This is a genomic window from Enterobacter cloacae complex sp. 385G4, assembly GCF_057320665.1.
Genome location: NZ_JBXWDD010000001.1, coordinates 1,070,664 through 1,088,026, shown reverse-complemented (window position 1 = coordinate 1,088,026; position 17,363 = coordinate 1,070,664). Strand labels below are relative to the sequence as shown.

18 protein-coding genes are annotated in these 17,363 nt (G+C 55.6%); 7 read left to right on the top strand and 11 right to left on the bottom strand.

Annotated features, from left to right (window positions below; translation table 11 throughout):
* The first annotated feature begins 39 nt into the window (after positions 1–39).
* Complete coding sequence (gene kdgA, locus AC2FAJ_RS05375; RefSeq protein ID WP_014884307.1) at positions 40–681, top strand: bifunctional 4-hydroxy-2-oxoglutarate aldolase/2-dehydro-3-deoxy-phosphogluconate aldolase; 642 nt, start codon at positions 40–42, stop codon at positions 679–681.
* Between the two features lie 41 nt (positions 682–722).
* On the opposite strand, the gene purT is transcribed toward kdgA, so the two are convergent.
* Positions 723–1,901 (bottom strand): formate-dependent phosphoribosylglycinamide formyltransferase, encoded by a 1,179-nt coding sequence (gene purT, locus AC2FAJ_RS05370; RefSeq protein ID WP_041909459.1) that lies wholly within the window; start codon positions 1,899–1,901, stop codon positions 723–725.
* Positions 1,902–2,071: 170 nt separating this feature from the next.
* Between purT and AC2FAJ_RS05365 the strand changes: the two genes are divergently transcribed.
* The gene (locus tag AC2FAJ_RS05365; RefSeq protein ID WP_163332586.1) at positions 2,072–2,722 is read left to right on the top strand and encodes a tellurite resistance TerB family protein; all 651 of its coding nucleotides are present in this window, start codon (positions 2,072–2,074) and stop codon (positions 2,720–2,722) included.
* 85 nt (positions 2,723–2,807) lie between these two features.
* Entirely contained in the window at positions 2,808–4,868 is a 2,061-nt protein-coding gene (gene ptrB / locus AC2FAJ_RS05360) for an oligopeptidase B (protein ID WP_041909462.1), read from the top strand.
* Here the strand turns inward: ptrB and exoX are convergent.
* From exoX to AC2FAJ_RS05345, 3 genes are all read right to left on the bottom strand, one after another.
* A complete protein-coding gene (exoX, locus tag AC2FAJ_RS05355) occupies positions 4,865–5,527 on the bottom strand; it encodes an exodeoxyribonuclease X (RefSeq protein WP_025756911.1) in 663 nt (220 codons plus the stop codon). The two genes, ptrB and exoX, sit on opposite strands and share 4 nt — an antisense overlap.
* A gap of 24 nt (positions 5,528–5,551) precedes the next feature.
* Complete coding sequence (locus AC2FAJ_RS05350) at positions 5,552–6,202, bottom strand: nitrilase-related carbon-nitrogen hydrolase (RefSeq protein ID WP_041909464.1); 651 nt, start codon at positions 6,200–6,202, stop codon at positions 5,552–5,554.
* 110 nt (positions 6,203–6,312) lie between these two features.
* Positions 6,313–6,543 (bottom strand): DNA polymerase III subunit theta, encoded by a 231-nt coding sequence (locus AC2FAJ_RS05345; protein WP_008500465.1) that lies wholly within the window; start codon positions 6,541–6,543, stop codon positions 6,313–6,315.
* A gap of 136 nt (positions 6,544–6,679) precedes the next feature.
* On the opposite strand from AC2FAJ_RS05345, the gene yobA reads away from it, so the two are divergent.
* The 3 genes from yobA to AC2FAJ_RS05330 are packed head-to-tail and all read left to right on the top strand — an operon-like array spanning position 6,680 to position 8,277.
* A complete protein-coding gene (yobA, locus tag AC2FAJ_RS05340) occupies positions 6,680–7,051 on the top strand; it encodes a CopC domain-containing protein YobA (RefSeq protein ID WP_041909466.1) in 372 nt (123 codons plus the stop codon).
* A gap of 1 nt (position 7,052) precedes the next feature.
* Complete coding sequence (gene copD, locus AC2FAJ_RS05335; RefSeq protein ID WP_041909468.1) at positions 7,053–7,922, top strand: copper homeostasis membrane protein CopD; 870 nt, start codon at positions 7,053–7,055, stop codon at positions 7,920–7,922.
* Between the two features lie 16 nt (positions 7,923–7,938).
* On the top strand, positions 7,939–8,277 hold the full coding sequence (locus AC2FAJ_RS05330; protein WP_028013604.1) for a YebY family protein: 339 nt from the start codon (positions 7,939–7,941) through the stop codon (positions 8,275–8,277).
* Between the two features lie 441 nt (positions 8,278–8,718).
* Here the strand turns inward: AC2FAJ_RS05330 and AC2FAJ_RS05325 are convergent, their stop codons facing one another.
* The 3 genes from AC2FAJ_RS05325 to AC2FAJ_RS05315 form a co-directional block, all read right to left on the bottom strand.
* Positions 8,719–9,387: a glycosyltransferase family 17 protein gene (locus tag AC2FAJ_RS05325; RefSeq protein ID WP_485453904.1), complete on the bottom strand. Its 669-nt coding sequence runs from the start codon at positions 9,385–9,387 to the stop codon at positions 8,719–8,721.
* On the bottom strand, positions 9,384–9,554 hold the full coding sequence (locus tag AC2FAJ_RS05320; RefSeq protein WP_395756337.1) for a hypothetical protein: 171 nt from the start codon (positions 9,552–9,554) through the stop codon (positions 9,384–9,386). Before AC2FAJ_RS05320 ends, AC2FAJ_RS05325 begins: the two co-directional genes overlap by 4 nt.
* Before the next feature lie 208 nt (positions 9,555–9,762).
* Positions 9,763–10,704, bottom strand: a complete 942-nt coding sequence (locus tag AC2FAJ_RS05315) for a VirK/YbjX family protein (RefSeq protein WP_041909470.1) — start codon at positions 10,702–10,704, stop codon at positions 9,763–9,765.
* 168 nt (positions 10,705–10,872) lie between these two features.
* Here AC2FAJ_RS05315 and pphA point away from each other — a divergent pair, with 168 nt between their 5' ends.
* On the top strand, positions 10,873–11,517 hold the full coding sequence (gene pphA, locus AC2FAJ_RS05310; protein ID WP_041909471.1) for a protein-serine/threonine phosphatase: 645 nt from the start codon (positions 10,873–10,875) through the stop codon (positions 11,515–11,517).
* 34 nt (positions 11,518–11,551) lie between these two features.
* Here pphA and AC2FAJ_RS05305 read toward each other — a convergent pair whose 3' ends face one another.
* The 4 genes from AC2FAJ_RS05305 to yebS form a co-directional block, all read right to left on the bottom strand.
* Positions 11,552–11,791, bottom strand: coding sequence for a YebV family protein (locus tag AC2FAJ_RS05305; RefSeq protein WP_041909472.1), 240 nt, complete (start codon positions 11,789–11,791; stop codon positions 11,552–11,554).
* Positions 11,792–11,896: 105 nt separating this feature from the next.
* Positions 11,897–13,345: a 16S rRNA (cytosine(1407)-C(5))-methyltransferase RsmF gene (rsmF, locus tag AC2FAJ_RS05300; protein WP_204376005.1), complete on the bottom strand. Its 1,449-nt coding sequence runs from the start codon at positions 13,343–13,345 to the stop codon at positions 11,897–11,899.
* A gap of 71 nt (positions 13,346–13,416) precedes the next feature.
* Positions 13,417–16,050, bottom strand: coding sequence for a PqiB family protein (locus AC2FAJ_RS05295; RefSeq protein ID WP_045630782.1), 2,634 nt, complete (start codon positions 16,048–16,050; stop codon positions 13,417–13,419).
* Positions 16,019–17,302 carry a membrane integrity lipid transport subunit YebS gene (gene yebS / locus AC2FAJ_RS05290; RefSeq protein ID WP_041909475.1) on the bottom strand — a complete coding sequence of 428 codons (1,284 nt, stop codon included), beginning with the start codon at positions 17,300–17,302 and terminating at the stop codon, positions 16,019–16,021. Before yebS ends, AC2FAJ_RS05295 begins: the two co-directional genes overlap by 32 nt.
* Between the last annotated feature and the right edge of the window lie 61 nt (positions 17,303–17,363).

The window sequence follows — 17,363 nt, the reverse complement described above, 5'->3', positions numbered from 1 at the left end:
GACGACTTGATTTTAACGATCTGGCGAGAGAGAACTCTGATGAAAAACTGGAAAACAAGTGCAGAAGCAATCCTGACCACTGGCCCTGTCGTGCCGGTTATCGTGGTAAACAAGCTGGAGCACGCTGTGCCAATGGCGAAAGCGCTGGTTGCGGGCGGCGTTCGCGTTCTGGAAGTGACCCTGCGTACCGCCTGCGCGATGGATGCCATCCGCGCCATCGCTAAAGAAGTGCCGGACGCCATCATCGGTGCGGGTACCGTTCTCAACGCGCAGCAGCTGGCGGAAGTGACCGAAGCTGGCGCACAGTTTGCCATCAGCCCGGGCCTGACCGAGCCGCTGCTGAAGGCCGCGACCGAAGGCACCATTCCCTTGATCCCGGGCATCAGCACCGTTTCTGAACTGATGCTGGGCATGGACTACGGTCTGAAAGAGTTCAAATTCTTCCCGGCAGAAGCGAACGGCGGCACCAAAGCGCTGCAGGCAATTGCGGGTCCCTTCTCTCAGGTACGCTTCTGCCCGACGGGCGGTATCTCCCCGGCTAACTACCGCGACTACCTGGCGCTGAAAAGCGTGCTGTGCATCGGCGGCTCATGGCTGGTTCCGGCGGATGCGCTGGAAGCGGGCGACTGGGATCGCATCACGAAACTGGCTCGTGAAGCGGTTGAAGGCGCGAAGCAGTAAGCCATATGCAGCATGAAAAACGGGCCTTTCGGCCCGTTTTTTTATCCTGCTACCTGAACGTTCGCAGCCGCCGCTTTTGCTCTTACTACGGCCTCGTCAACGTTATCCCCGGTGGCTAACGCCACGCCCAGACGACGCGTACCGTCGATCTCCGGCTTGCCGAACAGACGGACCTGCAGGCCTGCGCCCACCGCGCCTTCGACGTTATCAAACGTCACATTCTGGCTGGTCAGCTGCGGAAGGATCACCGCCGACGCCGCCGGGCCGTACTGGCGGATGCCGCCAACCGGCAGGCCGAGGAAGGCGCGCACGTGCAGGGCGAACTCCGAGAGATCCTGCGAAATGAGCGTGACCATACCGGTGTCGTGCGGGCGAGGGGAGACTTCGCTGAAGATCACTTCGTCACCGCAGACGAACAGCTCCACGCCGAACAGGCCATAACCGCCCAGGGCCAGAACGGTCTTACGGGCAATCTCCCGGGCACGCTCCAGCGCCAGGTCGCTCATCTGCTGCGGCTGCCAGGATTCACGATAATCGCCATCTTCCTGGCGGTGGCCAATCGGGTCGCAGAAATGGACGCCGTCCACGGCACTGACGGTGAGCAGAGTGATTTCGAAATCAAACTTCACCACGCCTTCGACGATCACGCGACCGGCACCGGCACGGCCACCCTGTTGCGCATAATCCCACGCGCTGTCCAGCGCGCTGCTGTCGCGAATAAAGCTCTGACCTTTCCCCGAAGAGCTCATCACCGGCTTAATGATGCACGGGTAGCCAATCTCTTCAACGGCCTGCAGGAATGCGGCTTTGTCACCCGCAAAACGGTAGCTTGAAGTAGGCAGCCCCAGCTCCTCCGCCGCCAGGCGGCGAATGCCTTCACGGTTCATGGTCAGCTTTGCGGCTTTCGCGCAGGGCACCACGCGCTGGCCTGCCTGCTCAAGGGCGATCAGCGTATCGGTTGCGATAGCTTCAATTTCCGGCACGACAAAATCCGGTTTCTCCCGTGCAATAAGCGTACGCAGGGCATCACCGTCCAGCATGTTAATCACATAAGAACGATGGGCGACGTGCATGGCGGGCGCGTCGGCGTAGCGGTCTACGGCAATCACCTCCACCCCTAAACGCTGACACTCAATGGCGACTTCTTTACCCAGTTCGCCCGATCCCAACAGCATTACGCGCGTCGCCGCAGGTCGCAGCGCGGTTCCTAAACGAGTCATGATATTCCCCCTGAAAAAGATGCGCGCAGTATAAACGAAAACGTTTGCGTCTGTCTTGCGCACGGCAAAAGGGCAGACCAGAAATTTGCGCTTCTTTAGGCTTGATGGACATTTCCTGACGCCTGCTCGCTTACGCTGGAGAACATGTTAACCGTTAAGCGAGGGAAACCATGTCAGGCTGGTTAAATCAACTGCAATCCATGTTAGGGCAGAAAACGTCAGGTTCCGGCGAACAGGGGCTGAGCAAACTGCTGGTACCGGGGGCGCTCGGTGGGCTGGCAGGGCTGCTGGTTGCCAATAAATCCTCACGCAAGCTGCTGGCGAAGTACGGTACCGGCGCGCTGCTGGCCGGGGGCGGCGCTATCGCCGGCACCGTGCTGTGGAACAAATATAAGGACAGGGTGCGTGCGGCGCACCGCGATGAACCTCACTATGGGGAGCATACTTCTCCGCTGGATCTGCGCACGGAGCGGCTCATCCTTGCGCTGGTGTTTGCCGCCAAAAGCGACGGGCATATTGATGATAAAGAGAGAGCGGCTATCGAACAGCAGCTGCGCGAGGCGGGTGTTGAAGAACAGGGCAGAACGCTGGTGGCGCAGGCCATTGAACAGCCGCTCGATCCGCAGCGTCTGGCACTGAGCGTGAAAAATGAGGAAGAGGCGCTGGAACTCTATTTTCTCAGCTGTGCCGCCATAGATATCGATCACTTTATGGAGCGTAGCTACCTTAATGCCCTCGGCGACGCGCTGAAGATCCCTCAGGACGTGCGCGAGGGGATTGAAAAAGATATCGGGGAACAAAAACTGGCGCTACAGGGCTAACTCGCGCCCCCGTGGTCATGTTTCGCTTGCATCATGCGCGGGTTTTGCCAACCTTATAGGGTGTAAAACTTAAAAGAATGATGACATGCCACCGAAAGCCCGACGTACTCCTTATGCGATCGTCACGCATGGCGATACGCGCATAGACAACTATTACTGGCTGCGGGACGATTCGCGTTCCCGGCCAGAGGTGCTCGACTACCTGCACGAGGAAAACGACTATGGCCGCAGGGTCATGGCCAGCCAGCAGGCGCTTCAGGACCAGCTGCTGAATGAAATGGTGCAGCGTATTCCCCAGCGCGACATCTCCGCGCCCTGGACCAAAAACGGCTATCGCTATCGCCATATCTATGAGCCGGGCAACGAGTATCCCATCTATCAACGACAGTCGGTATTAAGCGCCGAGTGGGATGAATGGGACATTTTGCTGGATGCGAACCAGCGTGCCGCCCACAGCGAGTTTTATACCCTGGGCGGTATGTCCATCTCCCCGGACAACACCATCATGGCGCTGGCGGAGGATTATCTCTCCCGGCGCCAGTACGGCCTGCGTTTTCGCAATCTGGAAACCGGCAACTGGTATCCGGAAATGCTGGAAAACGTCTCCCCGGATTTTGTCTGGGCGAACGATTCCGAGACGGTCTACTACGTTAAAAAGCACGCCTCCACGCTGCTGCCTTATCAGGTGTGGCGGCATACTGTAGGTACGGACTCAGCCGATGACGAGCTGGTCTATGAAGAGAAAGACGAAACGTTTTATGTCAGCCTGCATAAAACCTCCTCACGCCACTATGTGATTATCTTCCTCGCCAGCGCGACCACCTCGGAAGTGCTGCTCCTGGATGCCGAACTGCCTGACGCCCAGCCGCTCTGTTTCCTGCCGCGCCGCAAGGACCACGAGTACAGCCTGGATCACTTCCAGCACAGCTTTTATCTGCGTTCGAATCGTGAAGGCAAGAACTTTGGTCTGTACAAAACCAAGGTGCGCGACGAGCGCAAGTGGGAGGTGCTTATTCCCGCGCGGGATCAGGTTATGCTGGAAGGGTTCACGCTGTTTACCGACTGGCTGGTGGTGGAGGAGCGCCAGCGGGGGCTGACCAGTATCCGGCAGATCAACCGTAAAACGCGTGAGGTGATAGGGATTGCGTTCGACGATCCGGCCTACGTCACGTGGATCGGCTTTAACCCGGAACCTGAATCGTCCCGGCTGCGCTACGGTTACTCGTCGATGACCACGCCGGATACGCTCTTCGAGCTGGATATGGATACCGGACAGCGCCAGGTGCTTAAGCAAACCGAAGTGAAGGGCTTTGATTCCGACAATTACCGCAGCGAACACCTGTGGGTCACCGCGCGCGATGGCGTGGAGGTGCCTGTTTCGCTCGTTTATCACAAGGCGCACTTCCAGAAGGGTAAAAATCCGATCCTGGTCTATGGCTACGGCTCCTATGGCTCCAGCATGGATGCCGACTTCAGCAGCAGCAGATTAAGCCTGCTCGACCGCGGCTTTGTTTTCGCCATTGCCCATATTCGCGGCGGCGGCGAGCTGGGGCAGCACTGGTATGAAGACGGGAAATTCCTGAAAAAGAAAAACACCTTCAACGACTATCTCGACGTCTGCGATGCGCTGATTGAGCAAGGCTATGGCGATCCTCAGCTTTGCTTCGGCATGGGCGGTAGCGCGGGGGGGATGCTGATGGGGGCGGTCATCAATCAGCGGCCCGAACGCTTTAAGGGTATTGTTGCGCAGGTCCCGTTTGTCGATGTGGTTACCACTATGCTCGATGAGTCCATCCCTTTGACAACCGGAGAGTTTGAGGAGTGGGGCAACCCGCAGGATGAAACCTATTATCGCTATATGAAAGAGTACAGCCCGTATGACAACGTGGAAGCGAAAGCGTACCCGCACATGCTGGTGACGACCGGTTTGCACGATTCACAGGTGCAATACTGGGAACCGGCAAAATGGGTAGCAAAGCTGCGGGAGCTGAAAACCGATGACAACCTGCTGCTGCTCTGTACCGATATGGACTCCGGGCACGGGGGGAAATCGGGTCGATTCAAATCCTACGAAGGGGTGGCACTTGAGTATGCCTTTTTGATAGGCCTGGCGCAGGATACGTTGCCAGGCCGTGTACAGCGTTAAGCTTCACCCAGATAGTGTTTCAGGGTTAAGCGCAGCTCCGGGCTCATTTTGTCGAGGTTGTTATACAGCCAGCGCAGATAGCCCGGATCTTTATCCGCAATATCCGATACCGCTCTCCCGCGGTATTTGCCGAAGGTGAACGTCGTCAGCAGCGCAGGGCGTCCGGTGATCGTTGCCATATCATCCGGCGTCCAGCCCGATGTGTTCATAATATCTATGAGTAGCGCAGCGGTGATATAGCAGTCATACAGGGCGCGGTGATGGTGCAGCCCTTCAGGGGTTCTGACGCTGAGCTTGCGGGATTTATACAGCGCCATATTGCTGTACTTGATCCCTGGCCAGAGGCGACGCGCCAGCTTCATGGTACAAATCCACTCCCCGGGCATTTCGGGGAGTACCCGACGGTCAAAGCTGGCGTTGTGGGCAACGTACCATGGGCTGCCGTAGTAGTGCGGAATAACGTCTTCTATCCAGGGTTTATCCGCCACCATTGATTCTGTAATGCGATGGATAGCCATGGCCTGTGGGCTAATAGGACGATCGGGACGCACCAGATGGCTCATCGGGTTGACGATTTTTCCATCAACCACGTCGACCGAGGCCACTTCCACAATTCCGCCCTGAAGATCGCAAGTTTCGGTATCAATGACGCGCAGCATGAAAATCTCCTGAGCTTAAAACGCTTAGCCTAAAGGAATGATATCGCCTTGCCAACCCTGTCCGTTGCGCGTGCCGGTCAACAGGAGCTCACCCTTATCTGCCCGAACGATCAGCTGGCCTTTTTCATCCCATAACGCGCTGCCCGTGCCGGCATTTGCCATTAACACCGCGATGGCATACCTGTGCGCAAAGCGCTGCAGGGTATTGATGGACTGTCGCCAGCGGTAATCCCTCACCGACTGGCAGCTGGTGAAGAGTGTTGCCTGCGGATCAAGATTCGGGGAATCGCTTTGCCCATCGATAATCGTGAGTTGTTTATCACCCGGCACCAGGCTGGCGCCGCTCCCCTGAGGGTAACGCAGAATACGATCGCGAGAGGGGATAAACAGCGCAAGGCCTTTCTGGCGCTGACCGTTTCGTTCAACGGGAAGCCCTGCAATGAGGGTAATGCGGTAAAAATGCGCGGCGTCAAGCAACGGCTGTAGTCGATCGTCTTCGGGCGGGAGCGGTAATGCCGTCGCGCCCGGGCCGGTTAATGAGAGTTCCGGAAAAACCAGCAAATCGCACTGATGCTGTGCTGCTTCGGCAATAAAGTGGAGATGGTGCGCAATATGGTCATCTACGCTGTGATGCTGCCCGCCATACTGGGCTGCCGCAATATTCCAATGTGACATCGTGACTTCCTTATACACAGAGTCGCAGGGATTAAAGAGTACACCTAATTTAATCAGGGTTTTCTTATCCTGCCAGATTCCGCGTAAGGAAGTGTAACGAGTCGTTAAGCTTATTTAACTTTCGGCTCGTACGGCAAGCGGGAGAGGTTGACCGAGGCGAGACGGTGGGCAATTAACCTTTCGCGAAACCAGTCACGCAGATGGGCGGGCTGTTCTCGCTCCACCACTTCAGCCACGACGGGCATGTTGTAACGCTCTTTAAAGGCGACGCCAGCGGCAGCGAGATCGACATTCACTTTATCCATCTCGTCCTGAGGAAGGGCGGCCAGATTAATCTTCATTACCTTCTCCTTATTTTGCGGCGGCAACGTTACCGCGATTGCGCGACGATAACAAGCAGAGCGGGATGATCCTCGACTCGTTTATTATACAGCGTTATTCTTTAGCATACAGACATAACAAAAAGGAATGATTGTGATGGGTTTATCCGCTTCCCGCGCGGTATGCGCACTGGTTTTTTTGGCCTCAACGGTAATCTCACCCTCCGTGCTGGCGCATGCGCATCTTGAGCAGCAGAGCCCGGCAGCGGACAGCCAGGTGGCGTCACCGCAGGTGCTGACGCTGAATTTCTCCGAAGGTATCGAGCCCGGATTTAGCGGCGTCGTGGTGACGGATGCGCAAAATCAGGTGATCAAAACCGGTACCGCCACGCGAGACGAAAAGAACAAAGCACAGCTGACCGTTCCGCTGGAACAGACGCTGGCGCCGGGGGCTTACCGGGTGGACTGGCACGTGGTTTCCGTCGACGGCCATAAAACCAAAGGCAGCTATCGCTTCAGCGTGAAATAGCATGCTGGGACTGTTATACGTAGGATTGCGCTTTATCCATTTTGCGGCGCTAATGCTCGTTTTTGGCAACGCGCTTTACAGCGTCTGGTTTGCGCCTTCCGGGCTGCACCGCCTGATGGCCCGGCGTTTCCAGCTCCAGCAGAGAGTGGCATCCATCGTCAGCCTGACCGCTGCGATCCTGATGTTTATGCTTCAGGGCGGCTTAATGGGCAACGGCTGGGGCGATGTGTTTAACCCGCAAATCTGGAACAGCGTGCTGGGAACGCGGTTTGGTGGCGTCTGGTTGTGGCAAATTATCCTCGCTGCCATCACCGTTGTCGTCGCGTGGCTCGCGCCGCTGAAAGGCTCGCGCCTGCTGCTGCTCGCCATGGGCCAGCTTATCCTGCTGGCAGGTGTAGGGCACGCGGCGATGAGCGACGGCCCGATGGGGGCGATACAGCGAATCAATCATGCTGTTCACCTGCTGTGTGCCGCAACCTGGGTGGGTGGATTGCTGCCGCTGCTGTTTTGCATGCGTCTGGCGAAAGGACGCTGGCAGAACGCGGCCATCTATACCATGATGCGTTTCTCGCGCGTGGGGCATTATGCCGTCGCAGGCGTGCTGCTTACCGGCGTAGTGAATGCGCTGTTGATTCTGGGCATCCATATTCCCTGGCAGGCTGGCTACGTGCAGTTTTTGTTGTTCAAATGTGCTCTCGTGGCGTTGATGGTGGCAATTGCGCTGGCAAATCGGTATTTTCTGGTGCCACGGTTCCGTCCGGATTCCGGGCGCGCACAACAGATGTTTATCAGGATGACACAGGCAGAGGTGGTGCTGGGCGCGCTGGTTCTGGCAACGGTCAGTCTGTTTGCTACCTGGGAACCCTTCTGACAAGGTTAACTATTAAATGAAAAAGACAGTACTTTCTCTCTTATTGCTGGCCTGCGCGGGAAGCGCTCTGGCGGCACCGCAGGTAATCACCGTAAGCCGCTTTGAAGTGGGCAAAGACAAATGGGCCTTTAATCGCGAAGAGGTGATGCTGACCTGCCGTCCGGGCCATGCGCTGTATGCGATCAACCCGAGCACGCTGGTCCAGTACCCGCTCAACGATACCGCTGAGCAGCAGGTCGCCAGCGGCAAGAGCAGCGGTCAGCCAGTCAGCGTGATTCAGATTGATGACCCGGCCAACCCGGGGCAGAAGATGAGCCTGGCACCGTTTATCGAGCGCGCTGACAAGCTCTGCTGACGTTCAGGTTTCCAATAAAAAAACCGCAGATGCTCGCCAAAGCACTGCGGTTTTTCACTTTTAATGATGCTCTGACGCTTTTTTTCAGGCCACTTTTGCTGTGGACTGGAAAACCTGGCGTCGTCATCTATTCTTAAAAGGCAAGGCGACTTAGCCTGCATTAATGCCAACTTTTAGCGCACGGCTCTCTCCCAAGAGCCATTTCCCTGGACCGAATACAGGAATCGTATTCGGTCTCTTTTTATCTCTATGTTTCTCAAAAGGTTTCTTCGGTTATGGACCGAAAACCCCGAGAATGGCTGGACAGTTCCCTATCCTGACTAAACCATAACATACTCAGGACCGCGTACGTCCAGGGTTTTTTGGCATCTTTGTTAAAAAATTGTGTCCTGGCGATCGCTGTGGAATCTTCGTCGGTGAAGTAAAGGCCCGGCCTGATAGTTAAATAATGAATTCCCTGAATTTATCTTTGTTGTTAACGATATACTCGGGGAAACTGTCTGCCGACAGCTCTTGCCTGATTAACTTCCTGTCTCGTCCCCAGATATCTTCGGCGTTTTTTATCACCTTCATGATATGTTCCGGGTTATTGAACTCAGGCAGATCGTATTCCGTGTGGGAGATGGTGGACATTTTTTCTGATATGCGTTCAGGGGTCATAACCCATGAGAAATGCCAGACACTATTTTCAATGATGCGATTGTTAAGTTTGAACCAGTTCCATTTGAGCCAGGACCAGTTTTTGACGCTTCTGGTGCGTTTAAGATTTCTGAACGACTCAGGCTCGCCGCCAAAAAAATGAACGAGGTTTTTATATTTTGTGGCTCTCGGCAGTTTACATTTTCTTGGGGTGTTATCTGTATTAAAAACCTGCAGATTAAACTGATAATTATAAAAGTTTTGATAAAGCGTTGTGCAGAGTTTATTCGCGTTGATAGAGCCGATAACCTGTGGTGAAAAAATCTCGTCCACATCGCAAATTAAAATCAAATCATCATATTTAGCACTTTTGAGGCCCTGCATGATGGCATTTCTCTGCGCGGCTTCATTCGCCCATGCATCCACCACCAGACCGTCCTGATGCTGATCGCCGCCGTCAGAGGCTTTCATGAGAGGTGTTTCATCATGCACAACATAAATAATTTTATCTTTAAAAGGACCGTATTTATGTCAAAGTTAAGCTGCCGCTTTTTGCCGGTAAAGGTATGCGTTGACTCAACGATAACGAACCGATCAATAACGTCCGCTAGCGTATTCAGCCTGATATCAAGAAGCATATCTTCATCGTAATACAAGAAGCAGTCGTAAATCATCATTAAAGTCCTTAAATTTGCGTCTACACTGCGCTTTTCCAACGCATTCGCTATTTTCATTTCGCGCAATGCTAACTGAGCACCCCTGGCATATGCAAGAGTGCTCTGCTTTATCATTCCTTTCTCAAACCGAGTGCATTCTCTGTGCTGAGAGCGAAAACGCTTGTCGCGATTAGAAATGGGACTTAACGGACGCCTCAATTTCATCAAGCAGTTCAAAGCGACGACGGTATTCAGCGCGTTTTTTACTGGCTATCTCGTCGAGGGATTTGCGCTCCATCTGCAGCGGCAGCTGCCAGCAGAAGGCGGAAAGTTTTTTCCCACCCAAAGAATCCCAGAATTCGTCATAGCTGGCGTGGAAATGACGGCCTTTGCTGAGGCGATAGCGCAGCGCGCGGAAAACGTGTCCCTCATCGCTGACGGCAAAAATGGCCCGAACAGAGGACTGCGCTGCCAGCTGGAAAAGTACCTCCATCAGCACGCGCTTGGGAAACAGGCCATGGCAGGCGCGAGTTGCCAGTTTAATGGCATCTCGTGACACGCAGCGACGGGGGCCCTGAAGTCCGCCAATGACCATAACGGGCTGGCCATTGCTGCGGGCGACGCTAAAGGTCAGGCTGGCCAGAAGCGTATCCTCGTTGTCGCGCAGCCAGAGCGTACTCTCACCTTCACGCTCGGCTTTGCCAGCTGAGGACGCATTAATCGTGTAGGTCATGCCGTCTTTGACATGGAACTGCGCGATAGGTTGTTCCTGCGCGCCGGTCATAGCCTGGGCAAGACGGCTCTCCTTCAGGCGATCGATCCAGTAGTAATGGTTAACGATAGCGTCGGCGCGATCGTTTGCCGTCAGACCACGCATCAGGTATTGCCGATGGGTCTTGCTGGGCAACGTAATTTGCGATGTCAGCAGTTTGTCGAAATCGTCACGGCCAGAGAGGGCTTCCAGCATACGGTGGGTGGAAGACCAAAAGAGCAGGGAACGTAAAAGGAACTTCAGTCGGTAGTCGCGTTTCCGCCAGATTGGCCCCGGGACGCGTTTGCCGTTCACCAGCTCGGAAATAATATTCGTGCGATGCGGATAGAAAACATCGTTATGTAGCTGTGTATTAGACACGTGAAGACCTCTCGTTTTTATCTCCCCTTATTCTAAGGAGCCAGTAAAAAGGGATTAAGAGCGCGCGGATCTTTATTTCTCTTTGGTTTACCGTTTGTTTTACTTTGTAAGGGCTGCGCTGATCTTCTTGCGCTTTTGACGGCGGCTATACTGTTAAAGGGAGGCCTTATGTATCAGCGAATAGAAGGTGGAGAGTGGCGTCACGTATGGGTTGTCAGCGACATACACGGCTGTTACCAGAGGCTCATGGAGGAACTGAAACGCCGTCATTTCAATCCTTATGAGGATTTACTTATTTCCGTTGGCGATCTGATCGATCGTGGTCCGGACAGCGTGAAATCATTGCAGCTCATCAATGAGAAATGGTTTCGAGCAGTGCGGGGCAATCATGAGCAAATGGCAATAGATAGCCTGGATAATAATGATTTTGCGCTCTGGACAATGAATGGCGGAATGTGGTTTTCGCGGCTTGAGCATGAGGAGCAGCAGCGGGCGCGCTCGTTACTTAACGCATGTCGTGCGTTACCGCATATTATCGAAATTACCTGCGCGAACGGATTGAACGTTATTGCTCATGCTGATTACCCGGCGGAGGAATACCGCTGGGAAAAACCGGTAAGCGCCCAGCGCGTGTTATGGGATCGCGACCGCCTGATGGGGTTTATGGTGGGCAAAGGGCAGGGTATTAGCGGGGCGGATCATTTCTGGTTCGGACATACGCCCGTCGACAGAAGGTATGATTTTGACAATCTGCACTACATTGATACGGGGGCCGTATTTGACGGTTACTTTACGCTGGCGCAGCTGCAGTAATAAATAACCCGCCTTCGGGCGGGTTCTCTTTAGGTCAGGCAAGACGCATGACCCAGGCATCGGCTTTACTATCGTAATGCTCACGGTAAAGGACAGAATGTTCGCCATCAAGTATTGCCGGGACGCTGGTGTCTGCATCCCATGCATCGAGCTGCATGCACAAATCCGGGTCGGATTTGCAGGGAATACTTAACGTTCGATCGCCTTGTGCTTCGCCGCGCAGCTCTGCGTCGTCGATCTCAAAAGCGCCAATACGCACGCTGGTTTTCGTCATAGTGCTCTCCGGGTCGGTTGTCAAAATCTGGTATGACCAGTATGGGGATCCATTTTTGATCGTAGACAAGGAGAGCAAAATCGCCAGTAAAAAAATGCGCTTTTTTCAGGCGGTGCGATCGTTACCGGTAAACAGTCGGCCATCCCGGACCAGTTCGCGTGGATAGCTGTTTTTGAGTCTTGAACCGACCTTTTTGGCCAGCCCCAGCGGGAATCCCTGATAGGTCACCACCACTTCATCTGCGGAAGGCGAGCTGTCAGGATAAACATCGCGGCCACGGTACCACTCTTCGGCTTCCTGATGCGTCAGGGCAAAGGTATTCTCGTGTCCGGCAAGCGCGATGACGGCCTCATGCTGCCAGCGATAGCCTTTATTATGCACTTCCGCCAGGCGGATCCCGATTCGGGAAAAACGCACTTTGCCAATCAGTGGCTCGATATTCGCCGGGAAAAGCCAAACCTCTTTGTCCCGCTGCCAGAGATGCATGCTCTCATCCCACTGCAACCCGACCTTGCTGGCTGCGGCTTCAAGCTGCGCGACGTCGCGGCCTTTAAGCGGCGCAAACGGGAAGTTGCCGACCTTGAATTTGGGGGCGGGCAGGGGAGCAACCGCCTGCGTTTTACGCAGACGCGCCACAAAGAACCCTTCGCAGTCGTAAATCTGCGGGAACACGTGGAGGAAACCTTCCGGCGTGACCGCCTCCTGTGCCGAGGAAAACAGATCGTTAAGCGGCAGGAACTCGACCGCATCCGGATATTGCGCTTTCAGCCACAGGCAGACGTCTTCGTTTTCATCGCGGTTTAAGGTACACGTTGAATAGACCAGCGTGCCGCCGGGGCGCAGGGCGTGGAACGCGCTGTCGATCAGCTCGCGCTGCGTGGCGGCGATCTCAAGATTGCTCTCCACGGACCAGTTCTTTAACGCATCGGGATCTTTACGCACTACCCCTTCACCGGAGCAGGGGGCGTCCAGCAGGATGGCATCAAACATTTCCGGCAGGGCGGCGCCAAAGACGCGACCGTCGAAGTGCGTAAGAGCGACATTATGAATACCGCAGCGGCTGATATTGGCATGCAACACCTTCACGCGGCTGGCGGAAAATTCGTTGGCGAGGATTGCTCCGCGATTGCCCATGCGCGCGGCAATCTGCGTGGTTTTCGAGCCGGGCGCGGCGGCGACATCCATCACGCGTTCAGGCGCGTTGCCGTCGGCGAACAGGGCGGCAACCGGTAGCATTGAGCTCGCTTCCTGAATATAAAACAGACCGCTCAGATGTTCTGCGGTACTTCCCAGCGGCACCGCGTCTTCGTCATCGCGGTCGATCCAGAAACCCTCTTCACACCACGGAACCGGCGTAAGTTGCCAGCCGTACGGAGAAACCAGGGCCAGAAAATCCTCGACGCTGATTTTCAGGGTGTTGACGCGAATGCTGCGGCGTAACGGACGCTGGCAGGCGGCGATAAAATCGTCCAGCGACAGATGAGAGGGAAGCGCCTCGCGCATCTGCGCCAGGAATTGATCGGGAAGAAATACGGAGTTTTGAGCCACGAGCACACCACAGGGAAAAGTTCAGGTGCGCAGTGTAACATAAAGGCTCCGGCGCGTTGACACCGGAGCCTGTCAGATTAACGCGGCAGGGCCGTTCCCCATTCGCGCCACTCTTTCGGTTCGCTTTCCAGCAGCAGGAAGTGTTTACCCGGCTGCGCTTTCGGCGCCAGCGGCGTTCCTGGCGGGGTGGCAAAGGCAATACCGCCGCGGATGAACTGGTTGAAGGTACCGGTTTTCACCACGCCACCCGTCAGGCCGAAGTCCAGCGAATAGCCGGATGCCAGCCAGAACACCGAGTTATTACGCACCAGATGCTGGTAACGCTCGCTGATGCGTAGCGCCACCATCACGCGGTCGGAGAGCGTGCCGAGCGTGAGGCCCGTAACCGTACCCACCTCAATGCCGCGGAACAGCACCGGCGTACCGATGCCAAGCGAGCCCGCTTCCGGCACTTCCACTACAATGCTCAGGCCGCCAAGGTAGCGCGAGTCGGTAATGGTAGCTTCCTGCAGCTCGAAATCACGACGGGCTTTGCCCTGACCGGGCTCGACGTTGATGTAAGGCTGCAGAATGGTGTCGAGATGCTCAACGCCCGCGGCCGAAATCTGTGGGGTCACCACCGAGAAGCGGGAACCCGAGCGGGCGAAGGTCTGCACATATTCCGGATAAAGCACGGCGGTGGCCTGCACCTCGTTGCGCGAGGTGATGAGCGTCAGCTTCTGGATCTGCCCGATATCAATGCCCAGGTAGCGAATTGGCATGCCTTCCGCCAGCTTGCCGGCATCGAACGCATGCAGGGTAATCTGCCCACCCACGGCACGCGCGGCAGTTTCGGATGGGAAGAGAATTCGCTTATCGCCTTTTCGCAGGTTCGCGCCCGCGCCGCTGAGGTTATCAAAGCTGATCGCCCCGCGCAGCGCGCGCGAGAGCGGGGAGGCCTGCACGGTCAGGCCGTTGCCGTTAAGCTGCACCTTCGCGCCGCCCTCGGCCCAGAAGACGCTGTTTGGGGTCAGCAGCTTGCGGTACTCGGGCTTGATATGCAGTTCGATATCAAACGCGTCCGCACGCGGGCGAACGGCGATCACCTCCCCAACCTCAAACTTGCGGTAGAGCACCACGGAGCCCGCCTGAACGTCAGGCAGCGTCTCGGCGCTTAAGGTCAGGGTCGTGGTTGGCATATCGCTCAGGCTGTTTTCAATCGCTTTGTCCAGGTTGGCGTACAGCGGGTAGCTGTCGCGAACGGGGCCTTTATTGCCCGGCAAAATGCGAATACCGCCGTTAACCCATTCGCTGGCGCTGGCGCCGAGAAACTCCACGCCGTCCAGACCCACCTTCACGTCGACGCGGCTGTTCACCACGAACTTACTGTCGCCATGGACGAGGTTGCTGTATTGCGGATCGATAGCTACCGAGAAGCTCACGCCATTTTCGGAGAGCGTTCGCTCCAGCACCTGACCCACCTGTACGCCGTGCAGAATCAGCGGCTGACCGGCCTCAATGCCGTAACTTTCAGGCGCATTGAGCGTAACCGTCACGACGCCCGGTTTTTGCAGCAGCGCTTTATCCGCCGGGGCAATGACGAAGCTATTGCTGGGCTGACCTTCACCGGGGATCAGTTCAAAGGTATTTCCGGTCAGCAGCGTGCTGAGGCTGGCATCGTTCAGAGAGAGTTTAGGGCTGCGCATCTCGATGCGCGTTTTCTCGCGCAGGAGATCGACCACGCTCGGATCGACCGTCATTTCGCCCGTGACCGAGCCGCCCGGATTGAGCGTCATTTTGGTGAGCTGGCCGACCTGCAGTCCCTGGTACATCAGCGGCGTTGACCCCGCTTTCAGCCCTTTGGCATCAGGCAGAACGAGCTTAACGATCACGCCACGCTGGCTGTGCGCCAGATCCGGATATAAACCGAACGTGTCATCGGCCGTGGCAGGGCTTGAGTTTTCCGGGGAGTCAAAGGCAATGGCACCGTTAACCAGGGCGGCCAGACTCTCAAGCTTCACTTTTGCACCGCTCAGGCTGAGGTCGGCATCCACGCCGGAGACATTCCAGAAGCGGCTGCCTTTTTTCACCAGATTGGTGAAGCGACGCTCGATCAGCACATCAATGGTGACGCCTTGTTTGTTCGGGTTAATCGAGTAATCGTACACGCGTCCAACCGGAATCTTGCGGAAGTAGACCAGCGAGCCGCTGTTCAGGGAGCCCAAATCCGGTGCCTGAAGATGGATCATCAGATCGCCGTTATTGAGGCGGTATTTCGGCTGCGTATCCAGCGCGACAAAGTGATCCTGCGGTTCACCTTTGCCCGGCATCATGCCGATGTAGTTGCCGCCAACCAGCGCATCCAGCCCGGACACGCCGGCCAGGGAGGCTTTCGGCGTCACCAGCCAGAACTGCGTTTCGCTGCGCAGGGCATCCTGCATGTCAGATTTTATACTGACCCGCACCTGAATCTTGTTAAGCCCTTTTCCAAGGGAGATGTCCTGAACCGTACCGACTTCGACCCCCTGAAAACGAACGGGGGTTCGTCCGGCGACGATGCCGTCGGCGGTTTGAAAATCAATGGTGACGGTACTGCCGCGATCTTCATAGCTCGTCCAGATAAGCCAGCCTGCAATCATCAGGGCGATGACGGGCAGCAACCAGAATGGCGAAATGCGGCGTTTAGTTTTAATTCTCGCTTCAGTCGGCGAAGCGGGGGTTTCCTGACTCATGTGCATCCCAAAGTAAGCGGCTATCCAGCCATTCCACAGCAAGAATAGTCAATATCACCGCAGAGCCGAAATAAAAAGCCGCGGGTCCCATAGTAAAAGCAAGAAGCTGGTCGCGATTGATCAGCGACATCATCAGCGAAATCACAAACAGATCCAGCATTGACCAGCGGCCAATCCAGGTGACGAATCGCAGAAGCAGAATACGGGTACGTAAACCTTGTTCACACTTAAAGTGAATGCTGACGAGCAGGGTAAACATCACCACCACTTTGGTAAAGGGAACCAGGATACTGGCAATAAAGACGATGGCCGCCACCCCAACGTTACTGTGTGCAAGAGAGATAATACCGGAGAGGATAGTATCTTCCTGACGGCCACCGTTCACGTAAATAATGGATATCGGCAGCATATTGGCCGGGAACAGAAACACCAGGGAGGCAATCAGCGCCGCCCAGCATTTTTGCAGGCTGTTGTTGCGTCGTAACCTCAACGGTATGTGGCAGCGCGGGCAGCGTCCACGCTTGTCGGGCAACCCGGTGTAATGGCATCCCAGACAGACGCGGAGGTTTTCATCCGGGCGGGTGGCAGGGCGCTGCGGGTAAAAACGCTCCCAAAGCTGCTCAACATTCAGGTGGATCAGTGTCAGGATGCTGAGCAATACCAGGCAGATAAAGGCAAAAAGCCCGACGCCCGGCTGCAGAAAGGCATAGTCCTGCACCTTGATTGATGCCACGCCCACGCCCACCAGATAGATATCCAGCATGACCCACTCTTTAAGCTTTTCCAGCATCAGCAACACAGGACGCAGGTTCATTCCCAGGATGTTACCAAACCACAGGTAGGCAATGGCTGCAACCAGCACCAGCGGCGCGCCGACAACGCAGAACAGTACCATGGCGGCGGTGAGAGGATCGCCCTGGCTCGTCATCTGCCAGATACCCTGCAGCACGTTGGCGTCAATGCGCACACCAAGCAGGTAAAGCTTCAGAAGCGGCTCGGTCCAGGCGAAAGGCATCAGCAGCAGCATGGTAACGGCCATAGCGGCAAGGCGGGTTAACGACCAGTCGCGGCCGTCACGAATTTTAGCGTCGCAGCGGGGACAAAAGGCGCTTTGGTGCGATTTCATCTTCGGCAACATAAAAAGCGTATCGCACTGGGGGCAACGCTGATAATGTGCACGAGGCAAAGCGTCGCTTACCGTATGGACAGTTATCTTTTTTGTCGGCGTAATTTTGGTTGTTTTTAAGGCCATCAGCTGCGCGCAAATAAGTATTGTTGAACGTTATATTAACTCATGAACGGATTCATCTTGA

Bases quoted from the DNA above. Each gene is read 5' to 3' on its own strand.
- kdgA (WP_014884307.1), top strand. From the start codon at position 40: ATGAAAAACTGGAAAACAAGTGCAGAAGCAATCCTGACCACTGGCCCT.
- purT (WP_041909459.1), bottom strand. From the start codon at position 1,901: ATGACTCGTTTAGGAACCGCGCTGCGACCTGCGGCGACGCGCGTAATG.
- AC2FAJ_RS05365 (WP_163332586.1), top strand. From the start codon at position 2,072: ATGTCAGGCTGGTTAAATCAACTGCAATCCATGTTAGGGCAGAAAACG.
- ptrB (WP_041909462.1), top strand. From the start codon at position 2,808: ATGCCACCGAAAGCCCGACGTACTCCTTATGCGATCGTCACGCATGGC.
- exoX (WP_025756911.1), bottom strand. From the start codon at position 5,527: ATGCTGCGCGTCATTGATACCGAAACTTGCGATCTTCAGGGCGGAATT.
- AC2FAJ_RS05350 (WP_041909464.1), bottom strand. From the start codon at position 6,202: ATGTCACATTGGAATATTGCGGCAGCCCAGTATGGCGGGCAGCATCAC.
- AC2FAJ_RS05345 (WP_008500465.1), bottom strand. From the start codon at position 6,543: ATGAAGATTAATCTGGCCGCCCTTCCTCAGGACGAGATGGATAAAGTG.
- yobA (WP_041909466.1), top strand. From the start codon at position 6,680: ATGGGTTTATCCGCTTCCCGCGCGGTATGCGCACTGGTTTTTTTGGCC.
- copD (WP_041909468.1), top strand. From the start codon at position 7,053: ATGCTGGGACTGTTATACGTAGGATTGCGCTTTATCCATTTTGCGGCG.
- AC2FAJ_RS05330 (WP_028013604.1), top strand. From the start codon at position 7,939: ATGAAAAAGACAGTACTTTCTCTCTTATTGCTGGCCTGCGCGGGAAGC.
- AC2FAJ_RS05325 (WP_485453904.1), bottom strand. From the start codon at position 9,387: ATGAAAGCCTCTGACGGCGGCGATCAGCATCAGGACGGTCTGGTGGTG.
- AC2FAJ_RS05320 (WP_395756337.1), bottom strand. From the start codon at position 9,554: ATGCTTCTTGATATCAGGCTGAATACGCTAGCGGACGTTATTGATCGG.
- pphA (WP_041909471.1), top strand. From the start codon at position 10,873: ATGTATCAGCGAATAGAAGGTGGAGAGTGGCGTCACGTATGGGTTGTC.
- AC2FAJ_RS05305 (WP_041909472.1), bottom strand. From the start codon at position 11,791: ATGACGAAAACCAGCGTGCGTATTGGCGCTTTTGAGATCGACGACGCA.
- AC2FAJ_RS05295 (WP_045630782.1), bottom strand. From the start codon at position 16,050: ATGAGTCAGGAAACCCCCGCTTCGCCGACTGAAGCGAGAATTAAAACT.
- yebS (WP_041909475.1), bottom strand. From the start codon at position 17,302: ATGGCCTTAAAAACAACCAAAATTACGCCGACAAAAAAGATAACTGTC.